Here is a 24,659-nt window from a genome sequence, read left to right as displayed (position 1 = left end):
GGTGATAACGTTGAGATGGGCGTAGAGCTTATCCACCCAATCGCTATGGACAAAGGTCTTCGCTTCGCTATTCGTGAAGGCGGCCGTACTGTAGGCGCTGGTGTTGTTGCTAACGTATTGAACTAATCATTAAGTCTCAGCAATGAGCTTATGAATTAGTCATAAAAAAGGCCATCCTATTTAGGGTGGTCTTTTTTTATTGGAGAAAGTTGAAGCATGATCGAAAATAGAATTATGCCTAGCGTGTATTAATGAATTAGCTGTATGTGTGACAGATATAATTATTTGTTAGATAGCATATTGTAATCTACGGCATAGCTTGTTATATTATCGCTGCACTTAACGCTAGCAGTTATTTTAGATTGCGGCAGTGCAAAATCAGGTAAAATTAATAATTTTACCGTCAAGGGCTTGCATTCTATGCTAAATATTGTATAATGCTGTCCTTTACACCCATAGGCGATTGGCTCAATTGGTAGAGCATCGGTCTCCAAAACCGAGGGTTGTAGGTTCGAGTCCTACATCGCCTGCCATCTTCTTATCACATCTTTGTTGTACCCCACCATCTCCGAAGCGAGTTCTTTATGAGCAATGATCAAGATAACCTCGAGACTAAGTTATCTGATGCCAAGGCGGTTGCTGGTGGAATGCTGTCTAAAAATAAGCATGTTTCAGCTAGCGGTACTACTGCTGTTGAAGTGGCTAAGACTGGCTCAATAAAAGATTTGATTTTGTGGCTACTTGCCGCAGCTGTATTAATCGGTGCGACTCTAGTAAATCAATACTTACCAGGCTATTGGCAACCTGCCAACGACGTCTGGGTGCGTATTGGTATTATTGTCGCACTTGTTGTATTTGCATTAGTCTGTTTGGCGTTAACGCATCAAGGCCGTGCTTTTAAAATATTGTTAAAAGACGCTGCCGTTGAGCTTCGCCGAGTGACGTGGCCAGGTAAAGACGAAACCTTTCAATATACATGGCAAGTGATTGTTGTGATTGCGATTGCTGGTTTCTTTATTTGGTTATTGGATAACTTTTTTAATTGGTTCGTTGGTATCTTTATCGGTTAATAGCACGTATTAGTGACTATTAGCGAGATATTTACTTTTAACGACTTATTTATAATGATCAGGAGCGTGATATGCGTTGGTATATTGTCCAAGCGTTTTCAGGATATGAAAAACAAGTACAACGTTCATTAACTGATCGTATTAACCGTAGTGACTTTGCTGAGTCATTCGGTGATGTATTGGTTCCTACTGAAGAAGTCGTCGAAATGAAAGACGGCAAAAAACGTAAGAGTGAACGCAAGTTCTTTCCTGGATATGTACTGATCCAAATGGAAATGAACGACAATACTTGGCACATCGTAAAAGACTGCCCTCGTATTATGGGCTTCATCGGTGGTACGCCTGAGATGCCTGCACCGATTACGCAAGTAGAAGCTGATCGCATTTTAAACCGTTTGAACCAGACTGAAACTGACCCACGTCCTAAGACTCTATTTGAGCCGGGCGAAGAGTTGTTGGTTATTGATGGTCCATTTACTGACTTTAAAGGGTTGGTAGAAAAAGTGGATTATGAGAAGTCTAAACTACATCTAACGGTAAACGTATTTAATCGACCTACACAGGTTGAGCTTGAATTTAGTAAAGTTGAAAAACTAGACTAAATTAGCAAAAAATTCATCAACCGGGGAGCTGTTAATCAATTAGGAATATACCACGTTGATTTGGCGCTATCACCCATTTAGGAGAGTATCATGGCTAAGAAGATTGATGGTTACATCAAACTGCAAGTGCCTGCAGGCAAAGCAAATCCTTCACCACCTATTGGTCCAGCTTTGGGTCAAAAAGGCGTGAACATCATGGCGTTCTGTAAAGAATTTAACGCTGCGACCTCAGGCCAAGAGCCAGGTCTACCGATCCCAACTGAGATCACAGTATACAGCGACAAATCTTTTACCTTCATCATGAAGTCACCACCAGCTGCATACTTACTACGTAAGGCTGCTGGTATTGCTAAAGGTTCAGGTACACCGAACACTGCTAAAGTTGGTAAAGTTGACCGTGCACAACTAGAAGACATCGTTAAGACTAAGAATGCAGATTTAACTGCTGCTGATCTTGACGCTGCTGTCCGTACCATCGCTGGTACTGCACGTTCAATGGGTATTACCGTGGAGGGTGTATAATGTCTAAGCTAACCAAACGTCAAAAAGAAATTCAAAGCCGTATTGATAACGAAAAACAGTACACTATTGAAGAAGCGGTTCAAATCCTAAACGATTTGCCAGCGCTAAAATTCAAAGAGTCTATCGATATCGCAGTAAACTTGGGCGTTGACCCACGTAAATCTGATCAAGTAGTTCGTGGTGCAACTAACCTACCTGCTGGTACTGGTAAAACCAAACGCGTTGCTGTATTCGCTCAAGGCGCTGCTGCTGAAGCCGCTAAAGAAGCTGGTGCAGACATCGTTGGTTTTGAAGACCTAGCAGAGCAAATCAAAGCCGGTAACATGGACTTTGATGTTGTTATCGCAGCTCCAGATGCTATGCGTGTTGTTGGTCAGTTAGGTACTATCCTAGGCCCACGTGGTCTAATGCCTAACCCTAAGGTTGGTACAGTAACGCCAAACGTTGCTGAAGCTGTGACTAATGCCAAAGCTGGTCAGGCTCAGTACCGTGTTGATAAAGCTGGTATCATCCATGCAACTATCGGCCAAGTTGGTTTCACTGCTGATCAAATCGAGCAAAACGCGCAAGCGATTCTTTCTGATCTAAAGCGTGCTAAGCCTGCTACTTCTAAAGGTACTTTCATTAAGAAAATTACCTTGTCTAGCACGATGGGTCCAGGTCTAACGATCGACGCTGTTCCTTATCGTACTGCTAAATAATTAAAGTTTTTATCTTCAAATATTTTGCATGATAAACACAAACAGTTTTTAAAAAATTAGGTCAGCGTAGTATTTGCTACGCTGTCTAAGACCGTAGGTAGAGAGTAGTTTAGAGTCATAGTTAGCGATCTTCGGATAGTTGTTTATGATGATAAGTCACTTTTGTTAATCGATGACAGATGAAAATCTTAGTTGTCCTACGCAGACGGTGGCCCACACAGTTTAAGACACGAGCGAATAGGGCGGTAAGGTTATTTATAATCTTCAAACTATTACTCAACGTCATTCTGATAACGGTGCCGTAATCAGTCGTTACCAGTAGATGCTTTTTTTATTAATTGAATCCGCTGGTAATGTGTCGTATCAAGTCAGTCTTAGCTTACAGTTTGAGCGCATAAAAACCTTGTTTTTGGCACTTTTATTATAAGTCGATTGATAAGATTAAAGGAGTCAACTTATGGCATTAACGCTAGAACAAAAACAACAAGTTGTGGCTGAAGTGTCTGAAGTTGCTGCTAATGCTTACTCAGCAGTAGCTGCCGAATATCACGGTATTGGTGTTGCACAGCTTACTAAGCTGCGTGAACAAGCTCGTGATAAAGGTGTCGTTTTAAAAGTGGTAAAAAATACACTAGCAAAACGCGCTTTTGAAGGCACTAAGTTTGAGAGCATGTCAGACCGTATGACTGGTCCACTACTTTTGGCTTTCTCTATGGAAGATTTGGGATCTGCTGCTCGAGTCGTTTTCGACTTCAGCAAAGATAACAAAGCTTTAGAGACCAAATTAGTATCAGTCGGTGGTGAAGTTTATGGTCCAGAAGAGCTAGAGCGCGTATCGAAGCTACCAACTCGCGACGAAGCAATCTCTATCTTGATGGCTACTATGAATGCACCAGTGACCAAGCTTGTCCAGACTATGAACGCTGTTCCTGGCAAGTTCGTTCGCACTGTAGCGGCAATCAAAGACGCAAAAGAAGCTGCTTAATTGCTTGTTTTAACGTAACTTTAACATCGCTAATTTTGGTTGCACTTTATTGTCACATTAGGCAAGCAATCAAGGCGATATTAGAATCAATTAATTTTTATCAGATAACGGAGAGTTCTCATGGCACTATCTAAAGATGACGTGTTAAATGCAATCGCTGAAATGTCAGTAATGGATATCGTTGAGTTAATCAGCGACATGGAAGAAAAATTCGGCGTAACAGCTGCTGTTGCTGCTGCACCTGCTGCTGCTGGTCCTGCTGCTGCTGCTGCTGAAGAAAAAGACGAGTTTGACGTAGTTCTTGCCAGCTTTGGCGAGAAGAAAGTTGGCGTAATTAAAGCCGTACGTGAAGCTACTGGTCTTGGCCTAAAAGAAGCGAAAGATTTGGTTGAAAGCGCTCCAGCTCCAATCAAAGAAGGCGCATCTAAAGCTGAAGCTGAAGAGTTGAAAAAGAAACTTGAAGAAGCTGGTGCAACTGTTGAACTAAAATAAGTTTAACACTGTACGAAAAAAAGCTGGTAATGCCTTGCATTGCCAGCTTTTTTTTACTATAATTCGTAGCTTGACCTTTTGTGTCTGCCAACATACGTATGCAACATCACGGTGGATACCCATCAAAAGGACAGACGATATACATGCAAGCACACATGCCAGTTTTTGAAATCAGTTAATATGAGCTAAACGTCTGTAGATGTTTGGCATTTTTTTGTGTCTGCATGCTTTCCTATCAACACTATAGTTTATACTGATTCTAAAAGTTATAGTTACCCCGATTATTAATCCTGAAAAAAGCGGTATTCTTAAAAAAGCTGTTGATCATAAGTTGCCTACTTGGTGTGGCATGACTGTCGATATTCAGTCTCATAGACAGCTTGTATGTGTAGGGAACATAGTTCGGTAATAAGTAGTCTAGATAGCAAGTAGTATGGATGCAATCTTAATAGACATTATTTCCCAGCAAGGTATTTGTAAATTAAGCCTGATAGGCAATGCGTTATAGATTATATAATAATGAATTTTTTGGTTGCAACAGTCATATAGATTGATTCACTTACCATGAATTTAGCAAGCAACAACGAGATTAAGTGAAGTGTGCTAGGTAAGCACTGATGAGTAAAGTAGTAATTGACAGAAAAGACATGAACTGAACACGAAAACCCGTTTTATATTATCGTTTACGTCGCCATGTTTGCATCGTATTTATGCATACTGGCCACGCTTTTAATTTGTTTCCACGTTTACTGTAAGGACTCTCGATGGCATATTCTTATACTGAAAAAAAGCGTATTCGCAAAAGTTTTGCTGAATTGCCCACTGTAATGGACGTTCCCTATTTACTGTCTATTCAAGTAGATTCTTATGAGCAATTTTTGCAAGAGCACAAAAAGCCAAAAGCTCGTGAGAATACTGGTTTGCAAGCTGCGTATTCCTCTATTTTCCCAATTGAGAGTCACTCTGGTAACGCCGAGTTGCAATTTGTTGAGTACTATTTAGGTACGCCTGAATTTGATGAGCGTGAGTGTATCTTACGTGGTTCAACGTTTGCGGCGCCGATGCGTGTCAAAATCCGTTTGATCATCAAAGACAAAGACAGCAAAGACAAAGATAGCAAAGCTGCTATCAAAGATATCCGTGAGCAAAGCGTTTACATGGGCGAGATGCCTTTGATGACTGCTAACGGTACTTTTATCATTAATGGTACTGAGCGTGTTATCGTATCTCAGCTACATCGTTCACCTGGTGTGTTCTTTGACCATGATAAAGGTAAGTCGCATTCAAGTGGTAAAGTGCTTTATAACGCACGTATTATCCCTTACCGTGGTTCATGGTTAGACTTTGAATTTGATGCCAAAGATTTAGTATTTGCTCGTATTGACCGTCGCCGTAAACTACTTGCGTCAATCATTCTACGTGCACTTGGTCTAACAACTTCTGAAATCTTAGATTTGTTCTTTGATAAAGTCGCTGTCTATAAAGCTGAAGAGACGTTTGAGATTGATCTAGTTGCTGATCGTCTACGTGGCGAAATGGCTCAGTTCGATATCGTATCACCTGAAGGTGAAGTTATCGTAGAGCAGGGCAAACGCATCAACGCACGCCGTATCCGTCAGCTTGAAGAAGCCGGTATGACGAAAATTGCTGTGCCTGATGAATATTTGTATGAGCGTATCTTAGCAGAAGACATCGTTGTTAATGACGAAATCATTGCTAAAGCAAATACGCCAATTGACCACGAGTTATTGGTAAAATTGAACTCATTTGAAGCCAGTGGTGCCATCAAAGAGTTCAGCATTCTGTTCACTAACGATATCGACCAAGGTAGTTATATTGCCGATACGCTACGTGCTGATAGTACCTCAAGCCGTGAAGAAGCATTGATCGAAATCTATAAAGTCATGCGTCCAGGTGAGCCACCAACGGTTGAAACTGCTGAGAAACTGTTTGAGAGCATGTTCTTTAATGCAGATCGTTATGACTTATCAAACGTCGGTCGTATGAAGTTCAACCGTCGTCTTGGTTTAGAATTTGATAACACTGATGATCCTGATATCCAGCGTGAACGCAGTGTATTGACCAACGATGATATCGTTAACGTTCTAAAAGAGCTTATCGAGATTCGTAATGGTCGCGGTGATGTCGATGATATTGATCATCTTGGTAACCGTCGTATTCGTTCAGTAGGCGAAATGGCAGAAAACCAATTCCGTGTTGGTCTAGTACGTGTTGAGCGTGCCGTAAAAGAGCGTTTAAGCTCAGCAGAATCAGACAACTTGTCACCGCAAGATTTGATTAACTCTAAGCCAGTAGCGGCTGCGGTTAAAGAATTCTTTGGTTCAAGTCAGTTGTCACAGTTTATGGATCAGAACAACCCGTTGTCTGAAGTTACCCATAAGCGCCGTGTATCAGCGTTAGGACCTGGTGGTCTAACTCGTGAACGTGCAGGCTTTGAAGTACGTGACGTACATGATACCCATTATGGCCGTGTATGTCCTATTGAGACTCCTGAAGGTCCAAACATTGGTCTGATCAACTCATTAGCGACCTTTGCTAAAACCAACAGCTTTGGCTTCTTAGAAACGCCTTATCGCCGTGTGGTTGATGGTAAAGTGACTGACGTTATTGAGTATTTATCAGCAATCGAAGAAGTTGGTACTGTGATTGCACAGGCTGATTCTCCGATGACTGAAGATGGCGCGTTATCTGACGAGATGGTCAGTGTGCGTAGCTATGGTGAATTTGTTCGTATGCCGCCAGAAAAAGTGACGCATATGGATGTCTCACCAAGTCAGGTAGTATCGGTTGCAGCAGGTCTGATTCCGTTCCTAGAGCACGATGATGCTAACCGTGCCTTGATGGGCTCGAACATGCAGCGTCAGGCTGTGCCGACCCTACGTGCTGATAAGCCGTTAGTAGGTACTGGCATGGAGCGTCACGTTGCTCGTGACTCTGGTGTTTGTGTGATCGCTAAGCGTGGCGGTGTGATTGAAGATGTTGATGCCTCACGTATCGTTGTTCGTGTTAACGAAGACGAGATGGTTGCTGGTGAAGCGGGTATCGATATCTATAACTTGATCAAATACACGCGCTCTAACCAAAACACTTGTATCAACCAACGTATCATCGTTAACCAAGGTGACGAGATTGCTTTGGGTGATATCTTGGCTGATGGTCCATCAACGGATCTTGGTGAGCTAGCACTTGGTCAGAACATCCGCATCGCATTTATGCCTTGGAATGGTTACAACTTCGAAGATTCAATCTTGTTATCTGAAAAAGTGGTTAAAGAAGATCGTTTCACTACGATTCATATCCAAGAATTGACTTGTGTGGCTCGTGATACCAAGCTGGGTACAGAAGAGATCACAGCTGATATTCCAAACGTTGGTGAAGCAGCACTATCAAGTCTTGATGAGGCAGGTATCGTCTATATCGGTGCTGAAGTTGACGCTGGTGATATTCTAGTTGGTAAAGTGACGCCAAAAGGTGAAACGCAACTAACGCCAGAAGAGAAACTACTACGGGCCATCTTTGGCGAAAAAGCGGCTGATGTGAAAGATACTTCACTACGTGTACCGACTTCTAGTAAAGGTACGGTTATTGATGTACAGGTCTTCACCCGTGATGGCGTTGAAAAAGACGCACGCGCAAGAGCGATTGAAAAATCGCAGCTTGATAGCTATCGCAAAGATTTAAAAGAAGAGCTACGTATCTTTGAAGAAGCAGCACGTGGTCGTATTGGTAATCTACTAGATGGCCAAAAAGTCAGCGGCGGCGCTGGTCTAAAAGCTGGTACAGTTATGGCATTGGCTGATATGAAAGATATGAGCCTTGAGACGTTGCTTGATATCCAACCAGTAGAAGAAGAAATCTCTGAGCGTCTAACGCAAATCGCTGATTACTTGGTTGATAAGCAAAAAGACATCGATGTGAAGTTTGCTGAGAAAAAACGCAAATTGACTGCTGGCGATGACTTGCAACATGGCGTACAAAAAATCGTTAAAGTATATCTAGCGGTTAAGCGTCGTATTCAGCCTGGTGATAAGATGGCTGGTCGTCATGGTAACAAAGGTGTTGTATCGCGCATCATGCCAGTTGAAGACATGCCTTATGATGAAAATGGTAATACCGTTGACATCGTATTGAACCCACTTGGTGTACCATCTCGTATGAACATTGGTCAGGTTCTAGAGACGCATTTGGGTATGGCAGCGAAAGGATTGGGCGAGAAGATTGACGGTATGCTCAAATCTCAAGCAGCAATCAAAGAGCTACGCGACTTCTTGGACAAAATCTATAACCAAGTTGGCGGTGAGCAAGTAGATCTTGATAGCTTGAGTGATGATGACATCATGGCGCTAGCAGACAACTTACGTGGCGGTGTTCCAATGGGCACAGCAGTATTTGACGGCGCAAGAGAAAGCCAAGTCAAAGATCTGCTAGAGCTTGCTGGTATGGATCGTGATGGTCAGCAGACGTTATATGATGGTCGTACTGGTCAGAAGTTTGACCGTAAAGTAACCGTCGGCTACATGTACATGCTCAAACTTAACCATTTGGTTGATGACAAAATGCATGCGCGTTCGACTGGTTCTTACTCTCTAGTAACGCAGCAGCCACTCGGCGGTAAAGCTCAGTTTGGTGGTCAGCGCTTCGGTGAGATGGAAGTATGGGCACTAGAAGCATACGGCGCGACTTACACGTTGCAAGAAATGCTAACGGTGAAGTCGGATGACGTTGAAGGCCGTACTCGTATGTACAAAAACATCGTTGATGGTGAGCAGTATATGGATCCAGGCATGCCTGAGTCGTTCAACGTACTGACCAAAGAAATCAAATCACTGGGTATCAATATTGAGTTAAAACAAAGCAACTAGCCCGTTGTTTAACTTAGTTGTCCACTAAAGGCAGTCTGCTTTATTGCTGCTGCTTTTAGTGATTTGTCTCAACCCTATTCATTGCCTTCATTCATCTTATCCGCGTCTATAGTACGCTGTCAGATGATTATAAAGATAACGGAGAAGCAACTTGAAAGATTTACTCGATATCATGCAAAGCCCTACCGGCAACGGTAACCAAGAGTTTGATAGCATTCAAATTACTTTAGCCTCACCTGACGTCATCAAGTCATGGTCGCACGGCGAAGTAAAAAAGCCTGAAACCATCAACTATCGCACGTTCAAGCCTGAGCGTGACGGTCTTTTTTGTGCCAAAATCTTTGGCCCAGTAAAAGACTTCGAATGTTTATGTGGTAAATATAAGCGCCGTAAGTTCCAAGGCGTTATCTGTGAAAAATGTGGTGTTGAAGTTACCACTGCTAAAGTCCGTCGTGATCGCATGGGTCATATCGACCTAGCCAGTCCTGTGGCGCATATTTGGTTCCTAAAATCATTACCAAGCCGCATCGGTCTATTGCTAGACATGACGCTACGTGATATCGAGCGCGTTCTATATTTTGAAAGCTACATCGTTACTGAGCCTGGTCTAACTAGCTTAGAAAAGTATCAGTTGCTTGATGATGAAGATTATTACAAAGCGCTTGAAGAGTTCGGTGATGAATTCACTGCCAAGATGGGTGCTGAGGCTGTCCAAGATCTATTGAAAGATATCGATATGGATCTTGAGATTGATGAGCTGCGTGAAGCGATTCCGCAGACAGGTTCTGAGACCAAGCTTAAGAAGATGTCTAAGCGTCTTAAATTATTAGAAGCATTCCGTGATTCTAATAACAAACCTGAGTGGATGGTAATGAACATCTTGCCAGTACTACCACCAGATTTGCGCCCACTAGTACCGCTAGAAGGTGGTCGTTTTGCGACATCAGATCTAAACGATCTATATCGCCGTGTGATCAACCGTAACAACCGTCTTAAGCGTCTGCTTGAGCTAAGCGCGCCTGATATCATCGTACGTAACGAAAAACGTATGTTGCAAGAGTCAGTGGATGCGTTGCTTGATAACGGTCGTCGCGGTCGTGCCATCACTGGTAGTAACAAGCGTCCATTGAAATCTTTGGCTGATATGATCAAAGGTAAGCAAGGTCGTTTCCGTCAGAACCTACTTGGTAAGCGTGTCGATTATTCTGGTCGTTCGGTTATCGTTGTAGGTCCGACACTACGTCTACATCAGTGTGGCCTACCTAAGAAAATGGCACTAGAATTATTCAAGCCATTTACTTATAACAAACTATTGTCTCATGGTTTAGCGACTACGATTAAAGCTGCCAAAAAGATGGTAGAGCGTGAAGAGCCACAAGTGTGGGATATGCTGGCCATGGTTATCCGTGAGCATCCAGTACTTCTTAACCGTGCGCCAACCCTTCACCGTTTGGGTTTACAGGCATTTGAGCCAGTATTGATCGAAGGTAAAGCAATCCAGTTGCACCCGCTTGTTTGTACTGCATTCAACGCCGATTTCGATGGTGACCAAATGGCCGTTCACGTGCCATTGACGCTTGAAGCACAGCTTGAATCACGTGCCTTGATGATGTCTACTAATAACATCTTGTCACCTGCGAACGGTGATCCGATCATCGTACCATCTCAGGATGTTGTACTAGGTCTATATTACATCAGTCGCTCGTCTATCAATGCCAAAGGCGAGAGCATGATTTTTGCGACCGTTAATGAAGCATTGCGTGCAATTGGTTCAAACGATCTACATGTAAACGCCAAAATCAAAGTGCGTGTTACTGAGACGCAAATTGACGAAGACGGTAACGAGACCAAAGAAATCAGTATCAAAGATACGGTTGCTGGTCGTCTACTTATCTGGAACATCATGCCTAAAGGTATGACGTTTGATGAGTGTAACCAAGAGATGACGAAGAAAAATATCTCTCGTTTGATTAACTCTTGCTATCGTAAAGTCGGCGTAAAAGAAAGTGTTATGTTTGCTGACCAATTGATGTATCTTGGTTTTGCTCAAGCAACGCTATCTGGCGTGTCTATCGGTATCGACGACATGGTCATTCCACCACTTAAGAAGCAAATCATCGAAGTGGCAGAAGGCGAAGTTCGCGAAATCGAAGATCAGTTCGAGCAAGGTTTCGTAACTGCTGGTGAGCGCTATAACAAAGTAGTTGATATCTGGTCACGTACCAACGACAAAGTCGCTAAAGCGATGATGGACAACTTGGCAACAGATAAAGTTATCAACGCAAAAGGTGAAGAAGACGAGCAGAAGTCATTCAACTCGATCTTTATCATGTCAGATTCTGGTGCTCGTGGTAGTGCGGCGCAGATTCGTCAGTTGGCTGGTATGCGTGGTTTGATGGCGAAACCAGATGGCTCAATCATTGAGACGCCGATTAAAGCCAACTTCCGTGAAGGTTTGACCGTACTACAGTACTTCATCTCAACTCACGGTGCACGTAAAGGTCTAGCGGATACGGCATTGAAAACGGCTAACTCGGGTTACCTAACTCGTCGTCTAGTTGATGTGGCACAAGATTTGGTGATCACTAGCGATGACTGTGGTACTGAAGAAGGCCTACTCATGAAACCACATATCCAAGGTGGTGAAATCATTGAGAAGCTAGGTGAGCTAGTACTGGGTCGTGTGACTGCTCGTGACGTTACTTACAATGATGATGCTGATAAAGTATTGATTCCAGCTGGTACATTGATCGATGAGTACTGGGTTAACGTCCTTGATAACAACGCAATCGATGATATCTGGGTACGTTCAGTAATTACGTGTGATATCGAACATGGCGTATGTTCACAGTGTTATGGTCGTGACCTTGCACGTGGTCATAAAGTGAATATCGGCGAATCAGTCGGTGTTATGGCCGCTCAGTCTATCGGTGAGCCGGGTACTCAGTTAACCATGCGTACGTTCCACGTGGGCGGGGCAGCGAGTTCAGCCTCTGTAGACAACAGCATCTCTGTACGTAATGCTGGTCAAGCGCACTTTGAAAACATGAAAACAGTACAGCATACCGATGGTCACTTAGTCATCGTATCGCGTTCAGCCGAAATCGCATTGACCGATGAGCTTGGCCGTGAGCGTGAGCGCTATAAAGTACCGTACGGTTCAAGCGTACTTGTGAAAGACGAAGAACAAGTTGAAGGCGGTCAAACTATCGCTAAGTGGGATCCGCATACGCATCCAATCATTACAGAATTTGCTGGTACAGCACGCTTCAGTGACATCACTGATGGTATGACTGCAACAGTAAAAGTTGATGATGCGACTGGTATGAGCTCATTTGAGATTCTAGCTACTCGTGACCGTTCAAGCTCAGCAAAAGACTTACGTCCTGCGATTATCTTGAACACTGACGAAGGCAAAGAAGTAGTTTACTTCTTACCAGCTGAAACTATCATCCGCGTAAGCGATGGTGAAAAAGTAGCAGCAGGTTCGATTCTAGGCCGTGTACCACAAGCGTCTTCTGGTACGAAAGATATTACCGGTGGTCTACCACGTGTTGCTGACTTGTTCGAAGCACGTCGTCCAAAAGATCACGCCATCATGGCAGAAATGACTGGTGTGGTAAGCTTTGGTAAAGAGACCAAAGGTAAGAACCGCTTCATTATTACTAATGAAGATGGCGAAGTACATGAAGAGCTAATCCCGAAATGGCGTCAAATCAACGTCTTTGAAAACGAGACGGTAGCACGTGGTGAAGTGATCGCTGATGGTCCACAGAACCCACATGATATCTTGCGTTTGAAGGGTCAGACAGCACTTGCTGATTACATCGTCAACGAAGTACAGGACGTTTATCGCTTGCAGGGTGTAAAAATCAACGACAAGCACATCGAAGTTATCATTCGTCAGATGCTGCGTAAAGTTGAAATCACTGACGGCGGCGACTCAAGTCACTTCAAAGGTGATCAGGTAGAGTATGCAGATATCAAAGCATTGAATGCGAAGCTAGAAGCGGAAGATAAATTCCCAGTACAGTTTGAGCGTCAATTACTAGGTATCACCAAAGCAAGTCTAGCAACTGAAAGCTTTATCTCAGCGGCTTCTTTCCAGGAAACAACCCGTGTACTAACTGCGGCTGCTGTGACTGGTAAAGTGGATGAGCTACGTGGTCTGAAAGAAAACGTGGTTGTTGGTCGCTTGATTCCTGCAGGTACTGGTCTTGCTTATCATAAAGCACGCAAAGAAAAAGCAGATCAGAAGCTACAAGATAAAGATTTGAATGCAGCGTTTGATATGACTGCAAGCACTGATAGCAAAGACTTTGCAAGCTTCGACGAAGCATTTGCTCAAGAGTTAAATCAAGATAATTAATCGCATTAAGTATTTTGATTCATTCTTAATTTGATAAAAAAGCCAGCCTAAGTTGCTGGCTTTTTTGTGCGTATAAAAAACTGAGAAAGGCATGGTGCTATTATCTAAAAAAATAGTACACTGGAAATACGCTCTAATTCACTATTCATAAAAGGATAATTAGCAAATGGCAGGTAAAACTCGCGTCGCCAAATATCAAGCAGATCGAACCAATCAAAAGTTATATTTCTGTCGTTTATCTTGCCAATCTGCAGGAAGTACCAATGACAAGCAGTTATACCAAGCACATTGTGAGACTGCTATTTTCCATTTACATGGTGCTTTACTGGCATTTATTCAGGAGTTGGGTCATTTCTATAGCTTAAATATGACGGCGCCAACTTTGCTCGATATTGAGCAAGCACTGAGCGAGCGTACCCAAGTATCTCCTGAAATTCAGCGTCTGCAGCAACTGCAACAGCAAGGTTTTATCGCCAATATAGAGCGTGCTTATCAGCGTTGTCTTTATGCGGTACCGCCAGATACTATCGTCGATGAAGCGCTAAGCAGTCATTCAGCGTCGCCAGACTTGATTGTCAATGTTGTCACTTTATCCAATCAATGGCTGCCTGATGAGACCACAATACGAGAATGGCGCAATCAGCTTTTGGAGCTGATTGAACAACTGCGTGCAGGTATGGTCGAGTTCTAATAGGAAGTAAACTAGAAGATTTATTTTTTGATAGCTATTTATTGAACCACTTGAAAGTATGATTAAGTAGGGTAGCCCATAGTCTACAGCGCATGAAAAAGGCTTATTCAGTCATTACTGAATAAGCCTTTTTCTTATTAGTTAAGAATAGTCTCGTTTGTTACTCTGGCATCGGAGGCATATTTTCAACGGGTGTCACTGTTAATGGATTTTCCGGTACACTGTCATCGCTACGGTTGCTGCTTGGTTTCGTTGATGGTGGAGTGCTGGTATCTTCAGTAGGCTCTGGAACCGAAGGCTTACGCTGCTGAGTTTGAGTTTTGACTGGTTTTGCTGATTTATTGGAGGCATCGTTAACTAGGATGCCATCATCAGTCATCTCTATGATATCTTGCTGTTGCTTTCTGGATTTTGAGCGATTATTGATGGATACCCACTGGCTTGGCGTGTCTTTCAACTGAGCTTTCATAAAGTCCATCCAGACTGGCAGCGCTGCCACACCACCATATTCACGGCGGCCCATAGTAGATGGTTGGTCAAATCCCATCCATACTACTGTCGCATTGGTAGGATGAAATCCTGCAAACCATGCATCTTTGGCCTGATTGGTGGTACCAGTTTTGCCACCGATATCATTGCGACCTAATGCCTTCGCTCTTACTGCTGTACCGCGTTGGACTACATCGCGTAGTATATCTGCCATCTCAAAAGCGACTCTCGGTTGCAGTATACGCGGTGCTTGTTTGGCTCTCACATATTGTACGGCAGGCGCTTTTAGACGGTCTGATTGTGGACCTGCGTTATATACCTTTAAATCAAGCTCTTTATCTGTTGTTTCGCTATCATCATTACCTTCTAATGATGAATTATCGGTAGTTATTTCATTACTGCTATCATCAAGCGCTTCAATTGACTTCTCATACTCTTCAACTAAGCTGCTATTAACCTTCTCAAGTTTTTCGTTAAAGCATAGTGCACATGCTTGACGTGGATTTGCCTGAAACAACAGCTCGTTTTTATAATTGTAAATTTGTTCAATAAAGTAAGGTTGGACACGATGACCACCATTCGCGAAAGTTGAGTAAGCCGTTGCCATTTGTAATGGTGTGGCTTGTCCTGCTCCAAGTGCTAATGACAAGGTTGTCGGCAGCTTTTCTTTATCAAGACCGAATTCATCTAATAGGTTGCGCGTACTTGAGATACCGATCGCTTGCAACAAGCGAATAGATACGAGGTTACGGGATAAATATAAACCGCGACGTAAAGTGATATCACCTAAGAAACGTTCATCAGAGTTTTTGGGTTTCCAATCACCTACTTGGATAGCTCGGTCAAACACGATGGTATCTGGGCGATAACCCTTTTCTAAAGCGGCCGTATAAACAAGCGGTTTAATGGTTGAGCCAGGTTGACGCCAGCCTTGTAGAGCGCGGTTGAATTTACTGTGGTTAAAATCAAAGCCACCAACCAATGCATTTACAGCGCCAGTCTCTGGATTCAACGAAACCAAACTGCCTTGGATTTTAGGTATTTGACCTAATTGCCAGTTGCCATTCGAAGTAGGTATCACACGAACGATATCGTTTTTCTTAACGACTTGACTGGCATTGCTAGGGTAATAACCAATACGGTCAGCAGAAATATATTTACGTGCCCACTTCATACCAGACCAATTAACGGTCACTTCTTCACCAGATTGTAGGACTGCGTCAAAACTACGAGTATTGACTTTAGTCACTTTGGCAGGAGACATATTGCTGTAACGTCGAAAGTTTTCGAGAGGCTCATCATTTGCTTCAGCCCCGCGCCAACCATGGCGATGCTCATAGGCAATCAATCCTGTTACTACTGCTGCTTCGGCATCTGTTTGCGCTTTACTATCTACTGTGAGACGTACGCGCCAGCCACCGTGCATGACTTGATCGCCGTAACGTTCGACCAAAGAAGCGCGCGTCATTTCTGCCAAATAAGGCATATTTACATCGAGCTTTTCTTTATATAGGTTAATACCTATAGGGGAGTTGACCGCTTCATCGTACTGAGCTTTAGTAATATAGCCAAGCTCATGCATGCGTCCAACGATCCAGTTGCGGCGAGTCAGTGCACGGCTAGGATTGGCAACAGGATTATATTTAGAAGGGGCTTTCGGTAGGCCTGCTAACATCGCCATTTCAGCAATAGTTAGGTTGTCTAATGACTTACTATAGTATTTTTTAGCGGCAGCACGAATGCCATAGGCGCCTTCGCCTAGATAGATTTTATTGACATATAACGTCAAAATATCATTTTTGCTCAATTCGTCTTCGATCTTACGCGCCAAAAACAACTCTGTTAGTTTGCGGTTTAAAGTACGTTCTGGACTTAAAAAATAGTTTTTAGCGACCTGCATCGTAATAGTGGAGCCACCGGTTTGACCATCGTCATCAGTGACTGCTTCGGTGACAGCGCGACCAAGACCTTTAATGCTAATTCCGCTATGCTGAAAGAAAGAAGCATCTTCGGCCGCTAAAAAAGCATGAGTTAAATCTTCAGGAATTTCATCAAAACTAACTGGTAACGATAAACGATTGCCATATTGGCCAATCAATTTATCATCACTACTATAAATCTGTAATGGCATTTCTAATTTAGCTGTCTTAATCTCTTGCGTACTAGGCAGGGTCGGCGATAGATACATGGCCATCCCATAAAAACCAATAGGTACAGCAAGTGCTAGAACAACTGCCAATGCTAGGCAAGCGATAAAGAGTCCCACCAAAAAGCGAATGAGACGAGCGGTAGCATTTGTTTTGGCCATAATAAGACTTATTAGTTAGAATTTGTAGCAGACAATATTATTATACATTGAACAAAATAGGCAGGTCATAATAAATGTGTAAGTTGGCCTTAATATATTTTTAAATGCTTGAATCTATCAATTAAGTAAAGTATTGTATTGAATTATTACAAATAACTACCAGATTGTACACTTAATATAAGGTATAGAGCTAGTGAGGCTATTTACTTCCAAAAGTCGACATTTGATTGGCGTGGATATTTGTGCCACTTCAGTAAAGTTGGTTGACATACAGCGTCAGCAAGGCATGTTCCACCTAAAATCTTATGGTATTGAAAGACTACCGGAAGGTATCGTGGTCGATAAGATTCTAGTAGATACAGAAGCTGCCGGTAATATTATAACGAGCTTGGCAAGACGCTGCCAAGTCGCGGGTAGCAATGCTGCGACCGCTGTTTCTGGCTCTGCAGTGATTACTAAAATCATCGATATGGATATGACACTCAGCGATGTAGAGCGTGAGGCGCAAATACGTTTGGATGCCGACCAATACGTGCCTTATCCATTAGAAGACGTCAATCTAGATTTTGAAGTATTAGGACCGTCTTTGGTTAGTGAGGATATGGTTCAGGTGTTGCTTGCTGCTTCTCGTTCAGAAAACGTCGACCAACGTGTCGATGCTTTAGCCTTTGGTGGCCTACAAACGAAAGTCATGGATATCGAATCTCACGCGATCGAGCGTGCGTTTGGATTGATGGTAGATAGCCTACCAAATGTACCAGAACTGGTAGCGTTGGTGGATATCGGCCACAATCAGACCACATTATATATCGCTAAGAATGGCGAGTTTATTTATAGTCGTGAGCAGTTATTTGGCGGTGCTCAGCTGACCGAGGCCATACAAAACCGATATGGCCTGTCAGCAGAAGAAGCGACACTGAGTAAACGCGAACGTACCTTACCTGATGATTACTATCCTGAAGTACTGACCCCTTTCATAGAAAATACCATTCAACAAATCACCCGCTCTTTACAGTTTTATTTTTCATCAAGTCAATATAGCAGTATCGATCATGTAGTGCTTGCAGGAGGCAGCAGTTCTATTGCAGGTCTCGCTGGTATGGCACAACAAAAGCTGGGTGTGACTGTCAGTGTTGCCAACCCTTTCACCAATATGACTATTGCACCAAATATCGATAATGAGCAATTGGCAGTTGATGCGCCAAGCTTAATGGCTGCATGCGGTCTTGCGTTAAGGAGCTTTGACTAATGGCTCGTATTAACCTTTTACCTTGGCGACAAGAAGAGCGTGAACGTCGTAACAAAGAGTTTATGACGTTGATAGTAGCGGTGACGTTACTGACTCTATTGGCAGCTTTTGCTTCATGGAGTTATTTCAATAATGAGCTTGATGAACAGCTTGATGCCAATGCATTGATCGAACAAGAAAACACTCGCTTAGACACCGCATTGACCGAGATTGACAGTTTAGAGCAGCGCCGTGAAGACATTATTTCACGCATGCAAGTCATTCAAGACTTGCAGGGGCGACGTCCTGTGCCTGTACGTTTATGGGATGATCTCGCTAAAGCTATTCCACCAGCACTTTATCTAAATAACCTTAAACGTGAAGGTGATACGCTAACTTTGACAGGCTTGGCGGACAATCCAAATATTGTGTCCAGTCTAATTCGTAACCTTGATAACAGTAAATGGATGGGTAACTCAGCAGTGAGTAACATTCAGCAGAATATTAGCGCTTATGAGGCTGCTCCAGCCCTCAACAATACGGTTAATACTGGTGAGCAGCCGCGCCCCGTTTATCCTGAAGACAGTTACGTACAGTTTGTAGTAACGACTAGAGTACAATCGGAAACTCCGACTGCTGCTGATACCGATACTGGTCTAGGAGGTGCGTTATGAAGCTTATCCGCAAAAAGAGCATCTCTAAAACCAAAAAATCTGCTTTAAAGCCAAAAAAGCAATTCGATTTAAATGAGTTTCGCCGTAGTTTTGAGTCGCTAGATTCAGAGAATTATGGCAGTTGGCCATTACCTGTAAAGGTGACAGTGATTGGTCTTATCATCACTTTTATCGCAGCATTGTCATGGGCATTACCCATCAGTAGCAAAATCGACGAGATTAATGCGGCTGAAAGCCAACAACAAACCTTACTTGATAGCTACCGTGAAAAAGAATCTCGCGCACGTCATTTAAAAGCGTACCAAGCGCAAGTTGTCCAAATGGAAACTGAATTTAATACTTTGTTAGATCAGTTGCCGAAAGATACACGTGTGTCAGAATTGGTAGAAGGTATAAATATGACGGGCGTTGGTAGCAATATCCGTTTCCAAGATATTTCAGTAGAGCCTGAAATTGAAAATGAATTCTTTATTGAGCAGCCCATACGTATCGCAGCTTTAGGCGAATACCATCAGTTTGGTAGCTTTATCAGTGGTCTGGCCGCGCTACCTCGAATTATTACGATGCATGATTTTGAAGTCAGCAACCCACAGCCTACGTTGGATGTTTTGCCAGAGCTTAATCTAGTCTTGCAAACTAAGACTTATCGCTCTAAAGAAGCGGCTCCTGAAGGTGATGCAGCCGCTGCTACTGATGCAAATGCAGGAGGCAACTAATGAATATCCAAAGAATGCCCATGCTATTAGTTTTAAGTGTCGCTGTTTTATCTATGACAGGGTGTAGTGACCGTATAGGTATGGCAGAGCAGGCAATGACCGATATCCGTAATCAGCCTGCACAGCCTATTGAGCCGCCGCCTAAAGCCGAGCTAGTAGAGGATTTTGTTTATAGCGCAAGCTCGCAGCGTAGTCCATTTTTACCACCGAGTTTAGTCAATGTACAAGGCCCGACCACTCCCATAGATGGTGTACGACCAGATATCAACAGAATCAAAGAACCGCTTGAGCAGTATGAACTGTCGCAATTGGTCTTCCGAGGTGTGGTGATTTCGCCCGAAGGTCAGCGATATGCATTGATACAACGTCCAGATGGTTCGGTTGCCAGTGTTAAAGTAGGCGATTATCTTGGATTGAATGACGGCCGTATTGTTGAAATCACGCCGACCCAGGTTAACTTGATTGAAATTGTGCCAGATAGCCGCGCAGGGTTTGTAGAAAAACCCCAGTCGCTGATATCCCCTATAAGCTAAGTCGGCAGATTTTTTGAGGAATAAATAATGACAGTACGCAATAACAAGGTAATGATGATGAGCAACCGCATGTCTTCTGCTTTTGCCATTTCAGCACTGGCAGTCAGTATGGTGGCTGTGACCAATAGTGCTCATGCTGCACAGCGCATCGATAATGTCTCTGTAGTACAGACCGCACCTGCAGTGACGCAAATGCGTTTGGGGTTTACAGGATTGCCAGTATTGCCTGCAGCCTATCAGCTTGATGATCCTAGTCGCTTAGTCCTAGATTTCGAACAAGTACAGAATGGGCTTGCTAGCCGTTTTAACGAATATAACATCGGTGCGATTAATGACGTTACTACGCTAAGTAGTGACAGTACCACGCGTCTCATTGTTGGTTTAAAAGAATCAGGCAATTATACGACGGCGATTGAAGGCAATGATTTATTGCTGACCATCACTGATCCTAATCGTCCTGTCATTACCAGCGACCCGATTCAAGATGTACTTAATAACAATTATAGTATGACAACGACTGCAATTGTTACGCCTATTGTCGAGAGTTCTACCGTACCAGTGGCGCCTGTACGTACCACGAGCAAGGTTGTTGTGAAGAACGAAGTACCAGCTGATACAATGGTGGTCAGAGTAAACCCACTTTTGAACCCGCAGTTGGCAGCTTCACAAGTAAGCAAGCAGTATAGCTACGATGGGTTAAGCGCAGTCAATTTTTCAGCAGGCGGTGATGGTGGCGGTAACGTCAGTATGGTACTGGCCAACGAAGCTATTCCAGTAGATGTGCAGCGCCAAGGTAATAAACTTGTCGTACGTTTGACTGGTAGTACGGTTCCGAGAAACTTACTACGCCGATTGAATATTAATAATGGTCTTGTTAGTAGTATTGATACCAAAAACCAAGGACAGAATGGCGTCGTTACCATTAACATGAATGACGATTATGAGTATCAAGCCTACCAATCAGGTAACCAGTTGAATATTGGTATTAAAAAGCCTGAGCTGTTACGTGAGCCGACGCTGGAAGAAAGAGTCTATAGTGGTGAACCGCTATCTATGGAATTCCAAGATGTTGAGGTTCGTAGTGTCTTAGATATTTTGGCGCAGTTTACTGAGATGAATATCGTGGCAAGTGATTCTGTTGCTGGCAACATCACTTTGCGTCTGATCAATGTGCCTTGGGATCAAGCCCTCGATATTATTTTGAAAAGTAAAAATCTAGGCAAGCGTGAAAATGGCAATGTGATTTTGGTTGCGCCTTCTACTGAGCTGGCTGAGCAAGAAGCACGTGAACTAGAAGCGCAGCAAGCTGTTCAATCTTACGCACCTCTGCGTACTGAGTACATTCGTTTAAGCTATGCAAAAGCACAAGATGTCTTAACGCTTATCTCACAAGGTAGCGGCGCGACTGGTAATAGTAGTGGCCTAGCAAATCGTGAGGATAATAATACGTTGTTATCCAATCGTGGTACGGTAACGGTTGATGAACGTACCAATACTTTGATTATTAAAGACGTTGCTGACAGTATTGAAAACATCCATAAATTAATCAGCAAAATTGATATACCTGTTCGCCAAGTCATGATCGAAGCACGTATCGTCAGTGCAACTGATAGCTTTAGTAAAGAGATTGGTGTTCGTTGGGGTATCTTGTCAAATGGTGCCGCCAACAACCGTAGCTTACTGGTTGGCGGTAGCGATCAAACCTTATGGGATTTGAAAGATTTTGATGTAGAAACGACGACCGTTAATGGTCAAACCGTTTCTTATCCTTCTTATGACATTAGTCGTCCTGATAACTTAAACGTTGATTTGGGTGTTTCCAACCCAGCAGGTAGTATCGCCTTTGGTTTGCTCAGTATGTCTGATGTGATGCTAGATCTTGAGCTGTCAGCACTACAGGCGGATAACCGTGGTGAAGTTATTTCTACACCAAAGATTTTGACCGCGGATAAGCAGACAGCGAAAGTTTCTTCTGGTACTCAGATTCCGTATCAAGAAGCATCAGCCAGTGGTGCGACAACAACCAGCTTTAAAGAGGCCGCATTAAGTCTAGAAGCGACACCAAATATCACGCCTGATGGTAAAATTGGTCTGCAATTGGTCATTACTAACGGCACGCCGACAATCATCAATAATCAGGTTGCTATCTCTGAAGACTCTATATCAACCAATGTTATTATTGAAGATGGTCAGACAGTCGTACTGGGCGGTGTTTTTAAAAATCGCACTAGTAATGGCGTAACTAAGGTCCCTTTCTTAGGTGATTTACCTTATATCGGTCGTGCCTTCCGTAAAGATGTACGAAGCAACGACAAAGAAGAGCTACTTATTTTCGTAACTCCAAAGCTTATTAATGATGGTACGAGTCGTCTGAACTAGTCCTAAAGTGGTTAGATAATTGCTAAAAAAAGTAAGCCATAGTGCTTGCTTTTTTTATGCGCGAAATTCGTGGTTTTCGAGCTGCAGTATTTATGTATGTACTGATGAATAGTGTGCTCTAAATTTTACTCACAATAATCACGGCTCATTACTAGCCAGAATAACAATGACGTTGTATCATACCTAATTTAGCTGAGTAAGTATTATGGGGCAGGAATTACCGTCGGTGTTTTTAGTGGGTCCGATGGGAGCAGGGAAGACGACAATCGGAAAACTGCTTGCCAAGCAGTTAGGTCGCACTTTTGTAGACAGTGATTGGTATATTGAATCGCAGACAGGTGCCGACATTGCTTGGATATTTGCCAAAGAAGGTGAGGCAGGCTTCCGTGAGCGTGAAACGCGTGCCATTGATGAATTGACCCAAAACTCTCAAATCGTATTAGCGACCGGTGGCGGTGCAGTCATGTGTGCTGAAAACCGAGAGTTCCTAAAACAGCGTGGCATCGTCGTTTATCTTAACGCACCTGTCGAGGTGCAGCTGGCACGTACCTCTAAAGATAAGTCTCGACCATTATTGCAGCAGCCTAATCCTAGAAAAATATTGCAAGAGTTATACAGTGCGCGCGATCCACTCTATCGCCAAGTCGCCCATATTATTATGCCTACTGGTCACACGTACCCACGCCATATGGTCAATCAATTGATGCAACAGCTAGAATCATTCGTCGATTGCACTACGGACTCATCGGCGCACCAAGAAGACTAGTAATAGACTGGCAACTACGATTGATATGCAGACTCAATTACTTTTACCTCATCGAAAATGCTTTAGGAGTATCACATGGTAATGCCGTTTAATGATGGCCTAATAGTTCATACGCAAAGTCATGATTATCCTATTGTCATTACTGAACAATCTACGACTGAACATAGTAGTATGGCGAAGCAAATCACGCCTTATATCAGTGGCCGTCAGGTTTTAATCGTCACTAATGATACTGTGGCACCTTTATACTTAAAAGCATTAGAAGATGAGCTAGCAGAGCAGTTTGTGGTAAAGGTGTGCGTACTGCCAGATGGTGAACAATACAAAAATCAAGCAAGTATTGATCAGATTTATGATGCGCTGATGACAGAGCACTTCAATCGTGATGTGACACTTATTGCCCTTGGTGGCGGTGTAATCGGAGATATGACTGGTTTTGCTGCTGCTAGTTTTATGCGCGGTGTCAATTTTATTCAAATTCCAACGACGCTATTGTCACAAGTAGATTCTAGTGTTGGTGGTAAAACAGGTATCAATCATCCGCAAGGTAAAAATATGATTGGTGCTTTTTGGCAGCCGCAAATGGTGCTTGCCGATATGAGTACGCTTAAGACACTGCCTGCACGTGAGCTATCGGCTGGAGTGGCCGAGATTATTAAATATGCCCTTATCATGGATGAGGCATTTCTAACGTGGCTTGAGGCAAACTTGCCTGCAATGATGGCGCTTGACTTGGCAGTACTTGGTGAAGCTGTAAAGCACTGCTGTCAGTACAAAGCCGATGTAGTGGCACAAGACGAAAGAGAGTCCGGTGTGCGCGCGCTATTGAACTTTGGTCATACTTTTGGTCATGTGATTGAAACACATGAAGGCTATGGCAATTGGTTACATGGCGAAGCAGTAGCCGCTGGCATGGTACAAGCAGCTGAGCTATCGCAAAAAATTGGCTGGTTAACTGATGATGAAGTCGTACGTATTAAGCATGTTTTAGAGTTGGCAAACTTACCTATTACGCCCCCAGCTATCGATGTAGACACTGCTCTAGATTTAATGGGACACGATAAAAAGGTGAAACACGGACAAATCCGCCTAATTTTGTTAAAATCAATTGGCGATGCGGTAATGACTAATGAGTTTGACAGCCAGTTATTGCACGAAGTTTTGTCAAAACATAGCGCGTAACGTCTTAAAAATTATCGCTTATATATTTATACTAAAATCTCGTACTTATAGCCGACTGGTTGGCTGTAC

Annotated in this window: 17 protein-coding genes, 1 tRNA gene and 1 pseudogene; 18 read left to right on the top strand and 1 reads right to left on the bottom strand. The window is 43.2% G+C overall.

Annotated elements, in window-relative coordinates; all coding sequences use genetic code 11:
* From tuf to JMX91_RS11890, 11 genes and pseudogenes are all read left to right on the top strand, one after another.
* Nucleotides 1-126: pseudogene (gene tuf / locus JMX91_RS11940) on the top strand (elongation factor Tu); the annotation flags it as partial.
* Nucleotides 127-457: 331 nt separating this feature from the next.
* Nucleotides 458-533 (top strand) — tRNA-Trp (locus JMX91_RS11935).
* A gap of 51 nt (nucleotides 534-584) precedes the next feature.
* Complete coding sequence (gene secE / locus JMX91_RS11930) at nucleotides 585-1,070, top strand: preprotein translocase subunit SecE (protein WP_057761731.1); 486 nt, start codon at nucleotides 585-587, stop codon at nucleotides 1,068-1,070.
* A 71-nt stretch (nucleotides 1,071-1,141) separates the two neighbouring features.
* On the top strand, nucleotides 1,142-1,672 hold the full coding sequence (gene nusG, locus JMX91_RS11925; protein ID WP_057761729.1) for a transcription termination/antitermination protein NusG: 531 nt from the start codon (nucleotides 1,142-1,144) through the stop codon (nucleotides 1,670-1,672).
* Nucleotides 1,673-1,762: 90 nt separating this feature from the next.
* Nucleotides 1,763-2,194, top strand: a complete 432-nt coding sequence (rplK, locus tag JMX91_RS11920; protein WP_057761727.1) for a 50S ribosomal protein L11 — start codon at nucleotides 1,763-1,765, stop codon at nucleotides 2,192-2,194.
* Nucleotides 2,194-2,895 carry a 50S ribosomal protein L1 gene (gene rplA / locus JMX91_RS11915; RefSeq protein ID WP_057761725.1) on the top strand — a complete coding sequence of 234 codons (702 nt, stop codon included), beginning with the start codon at nucleotides 2,194-2,196 and terminating at the stop codon, nucleotides 2,893-2,895. Before rplK ends, rplA begins: the two co-directional genes overlap by 1 nt.
* A gap of 457 nt (nucleotides 2,896-3,352) precedes the next feature.
* The gene (gene rplJ / locus JMX91_RS11910) at nucleotides 3,353-3,880 is read left to right on the top strand and encodes a 50S ribosomal protein L10 (protein WP_057761724.1); all 528 of its coding nucleotides are present in this window, start codon (nucleotides 3,353-3,355) and stop codon (nucleotides 3,878-3,880) included.
* A gap of 120 nt (nucleotides 3,881-4,000) precedes the next feature.
* Entirely contained in the window at nucleotides 4,001-4,372 is a 372-nt protein-coding gene (gene rplL / locus JMX91_RS11905; RefSeq protein ID WP_057761722.1) for a 50S ribosomal protein L7/L12, read from the top strand.
* A 764-nt stretch (nucleotides 4,373-5,136) separates the two neighbouring features.
* Complete coding sequence (gene rpoB, locus JMX91_RS11900) at nucleotides 5,137-9,255, top strand: DNA-directed RNA polymerase subunit beta (RefSeq protein WP_201549322.1); 4,119 nt, start codon at nucleotides 5,137-5,139, stop codon at nucleotides 9,253-9,255.
* 151 nt (nucleotides 9,256-9,406) lie between these two features.
* The gene (rpoC, locus tag JMX91_RS11895; RefSeq protein WP_201549321.1) at nucleotides 9,407-13,624 is read left to right on the top strand and encodes a DNA-directed RNA polymerase subunit beta'; all 4,218 of its coding nucleotides are present in this window, start codon (nucleotides 9,407-9,409) and stop codon (nucleotides 13,622-13,624) included.
* 166 nt (nucleotides 13,625-13,790) lie between these two features.
* Nucleotides 13,791-14,315 carry a DUF6586 family protein gene (locus tag JMX91_RS11890; protein ID WP_201549320.1) on the top strand — a complete coding sequence of 175 codons (525 nt, stop codon included), beginning with the start codon at nucleotides 13,791-13,793 and terminating at the stop codon, nucleotides 14,313-14,315.
* A gap of 160 nt (nucleotides 14,316-14,475) precedes the next feature.
* On the opposite strand, the gene JMX91_RS11885 is transcribed toward JMX91_RS11890, so the two are convergent.
* Nucleotides 14,476-17,112 carry a penicillin-binding protein 1A gene (locus JMX91_RS11885; protein WP_201549318.1) on the bottom strand — a complete coding sequence of 879 codons (2,637 nt, stop codon included), beginning with the start codon at nucleotides 17,110-17,112 and terminating at the stop codon, nucleotides 14,476-14,478.
* A 193-nt stretch (nucleotides 17,113-17,305) separates the two neighbouring features.
* Here JMX91_RS11885 and pilM point away from each other — a divergent pair, with 193 nt between their 5' ends.
* From pilM to aroB, 7 genes are all read left to right on the top strand, one after another.
* Entirely contained in the window at nucleotides 17,306-18,361 is a 1,056-nt protein-coding gene (gene pilM / locus JMX91_RS11880; RefSeq protein WP_101204296.1) for a type IV pilus assembly protein PilM, read from the top strand.
* Nucleotides 18,361-19,014 carry a PilN domain-containing protein gene (locus JMX91_RS11875; protein ID WP_201549316.1) on the top strand — a complete coding sequence of 218 codons (654 nt, stop codon included), beginning with the start codon at nucleotides 18,361-18,363 and terminating at the stop codon, nucleotides 19,012-19,014. Before pilM ends, JMX91_RS11875 begins: the two co-directional genes overlap by 1 nt.
* A complete protein-coding gene (locus tag JMX91_RS11870; RefSeq protein WP_201549315.1) occupies nucleotides 19,011-19,730 on the top strand; it encodes a type 4a pilus biogenesis protein PilO in 720 nt (239 codons plus the stop codon). The genes JMX91_RS11875 and JMX91_RS11870 overlap by 4 nt, the downstream gene beginning before the upstream one ends.
* Nucleotides 19,731-19,750: 20 nt before the next feature.
* Nucleotides 19,751-20,263 (top strand): pilus assembly protein PilP, encoded by a 513-nt coding sequence (locus JMX91_RS11865; RefSeq protein ID WP_227679401.1) that lies wholly within the window; start codon nucleotides 19,751-19,753, stop codon nucleotides 20,261-20,263.
* Nucleotides 20,264-20,290: 27 nt separating this feature from the next.
* On the top strand, nucleotides 20,291-22,642 hold the full coding sequence (gene pilQ / locus JMX91_RS11860) for a type IV pilus secretin PilQ (RefSeq protein WP_201549313.1): 2,352 nt from the start codon (nucleotides 20,291-20,293) through the stop codon (nucleotides 22,640-22,642).
* Nucleotides 22,643-22,847: 205 nt separating this feature from the next.
* Nucleotides 22,848-23,408 carry a shikimate kinase AroK gene (gene aroK, locus JMX91_RS11855; RefSeq protein WP_201549312.1) on the top strand — a complete coding sequence of 187 codons (561 nt, stop codon included), beginning with the start codon at nucleotides 22,848-22,850 and terminating at the stop codon, nucleotides 23,406-23,408.
* A 75-nt stretch (nucleotides 23,409-23,483) separates the two neighbouring features.
* On the top strand, nucleotides 23,484-24,590 hold the full coding sequence (aroB, locus tag JMX91_RS11850; protein WP_201549311.1) for a 3-dehydroquinate synthase: 1,107 nt from the start codon (nucleotides 23,484-23,486) through the stop codon (nucleotides 24,588-24,590).
* Nucleotides 24,591-24,659 lie beyond the last annotated feature (69 nt).

Origin of the sequence: Psychrobacter sp. Pi2-1 (assembly GCF_904846645.1) — a bacterium.
Lineage (GTDB): Bacteria > Pseudomonadota > Gammaproteobacteria > Pseudomonadales > Moraxellaceae > Psychrobacter.
This window is presented reverse-complemented; position numbering and strand designations above follow the sequence as displayed.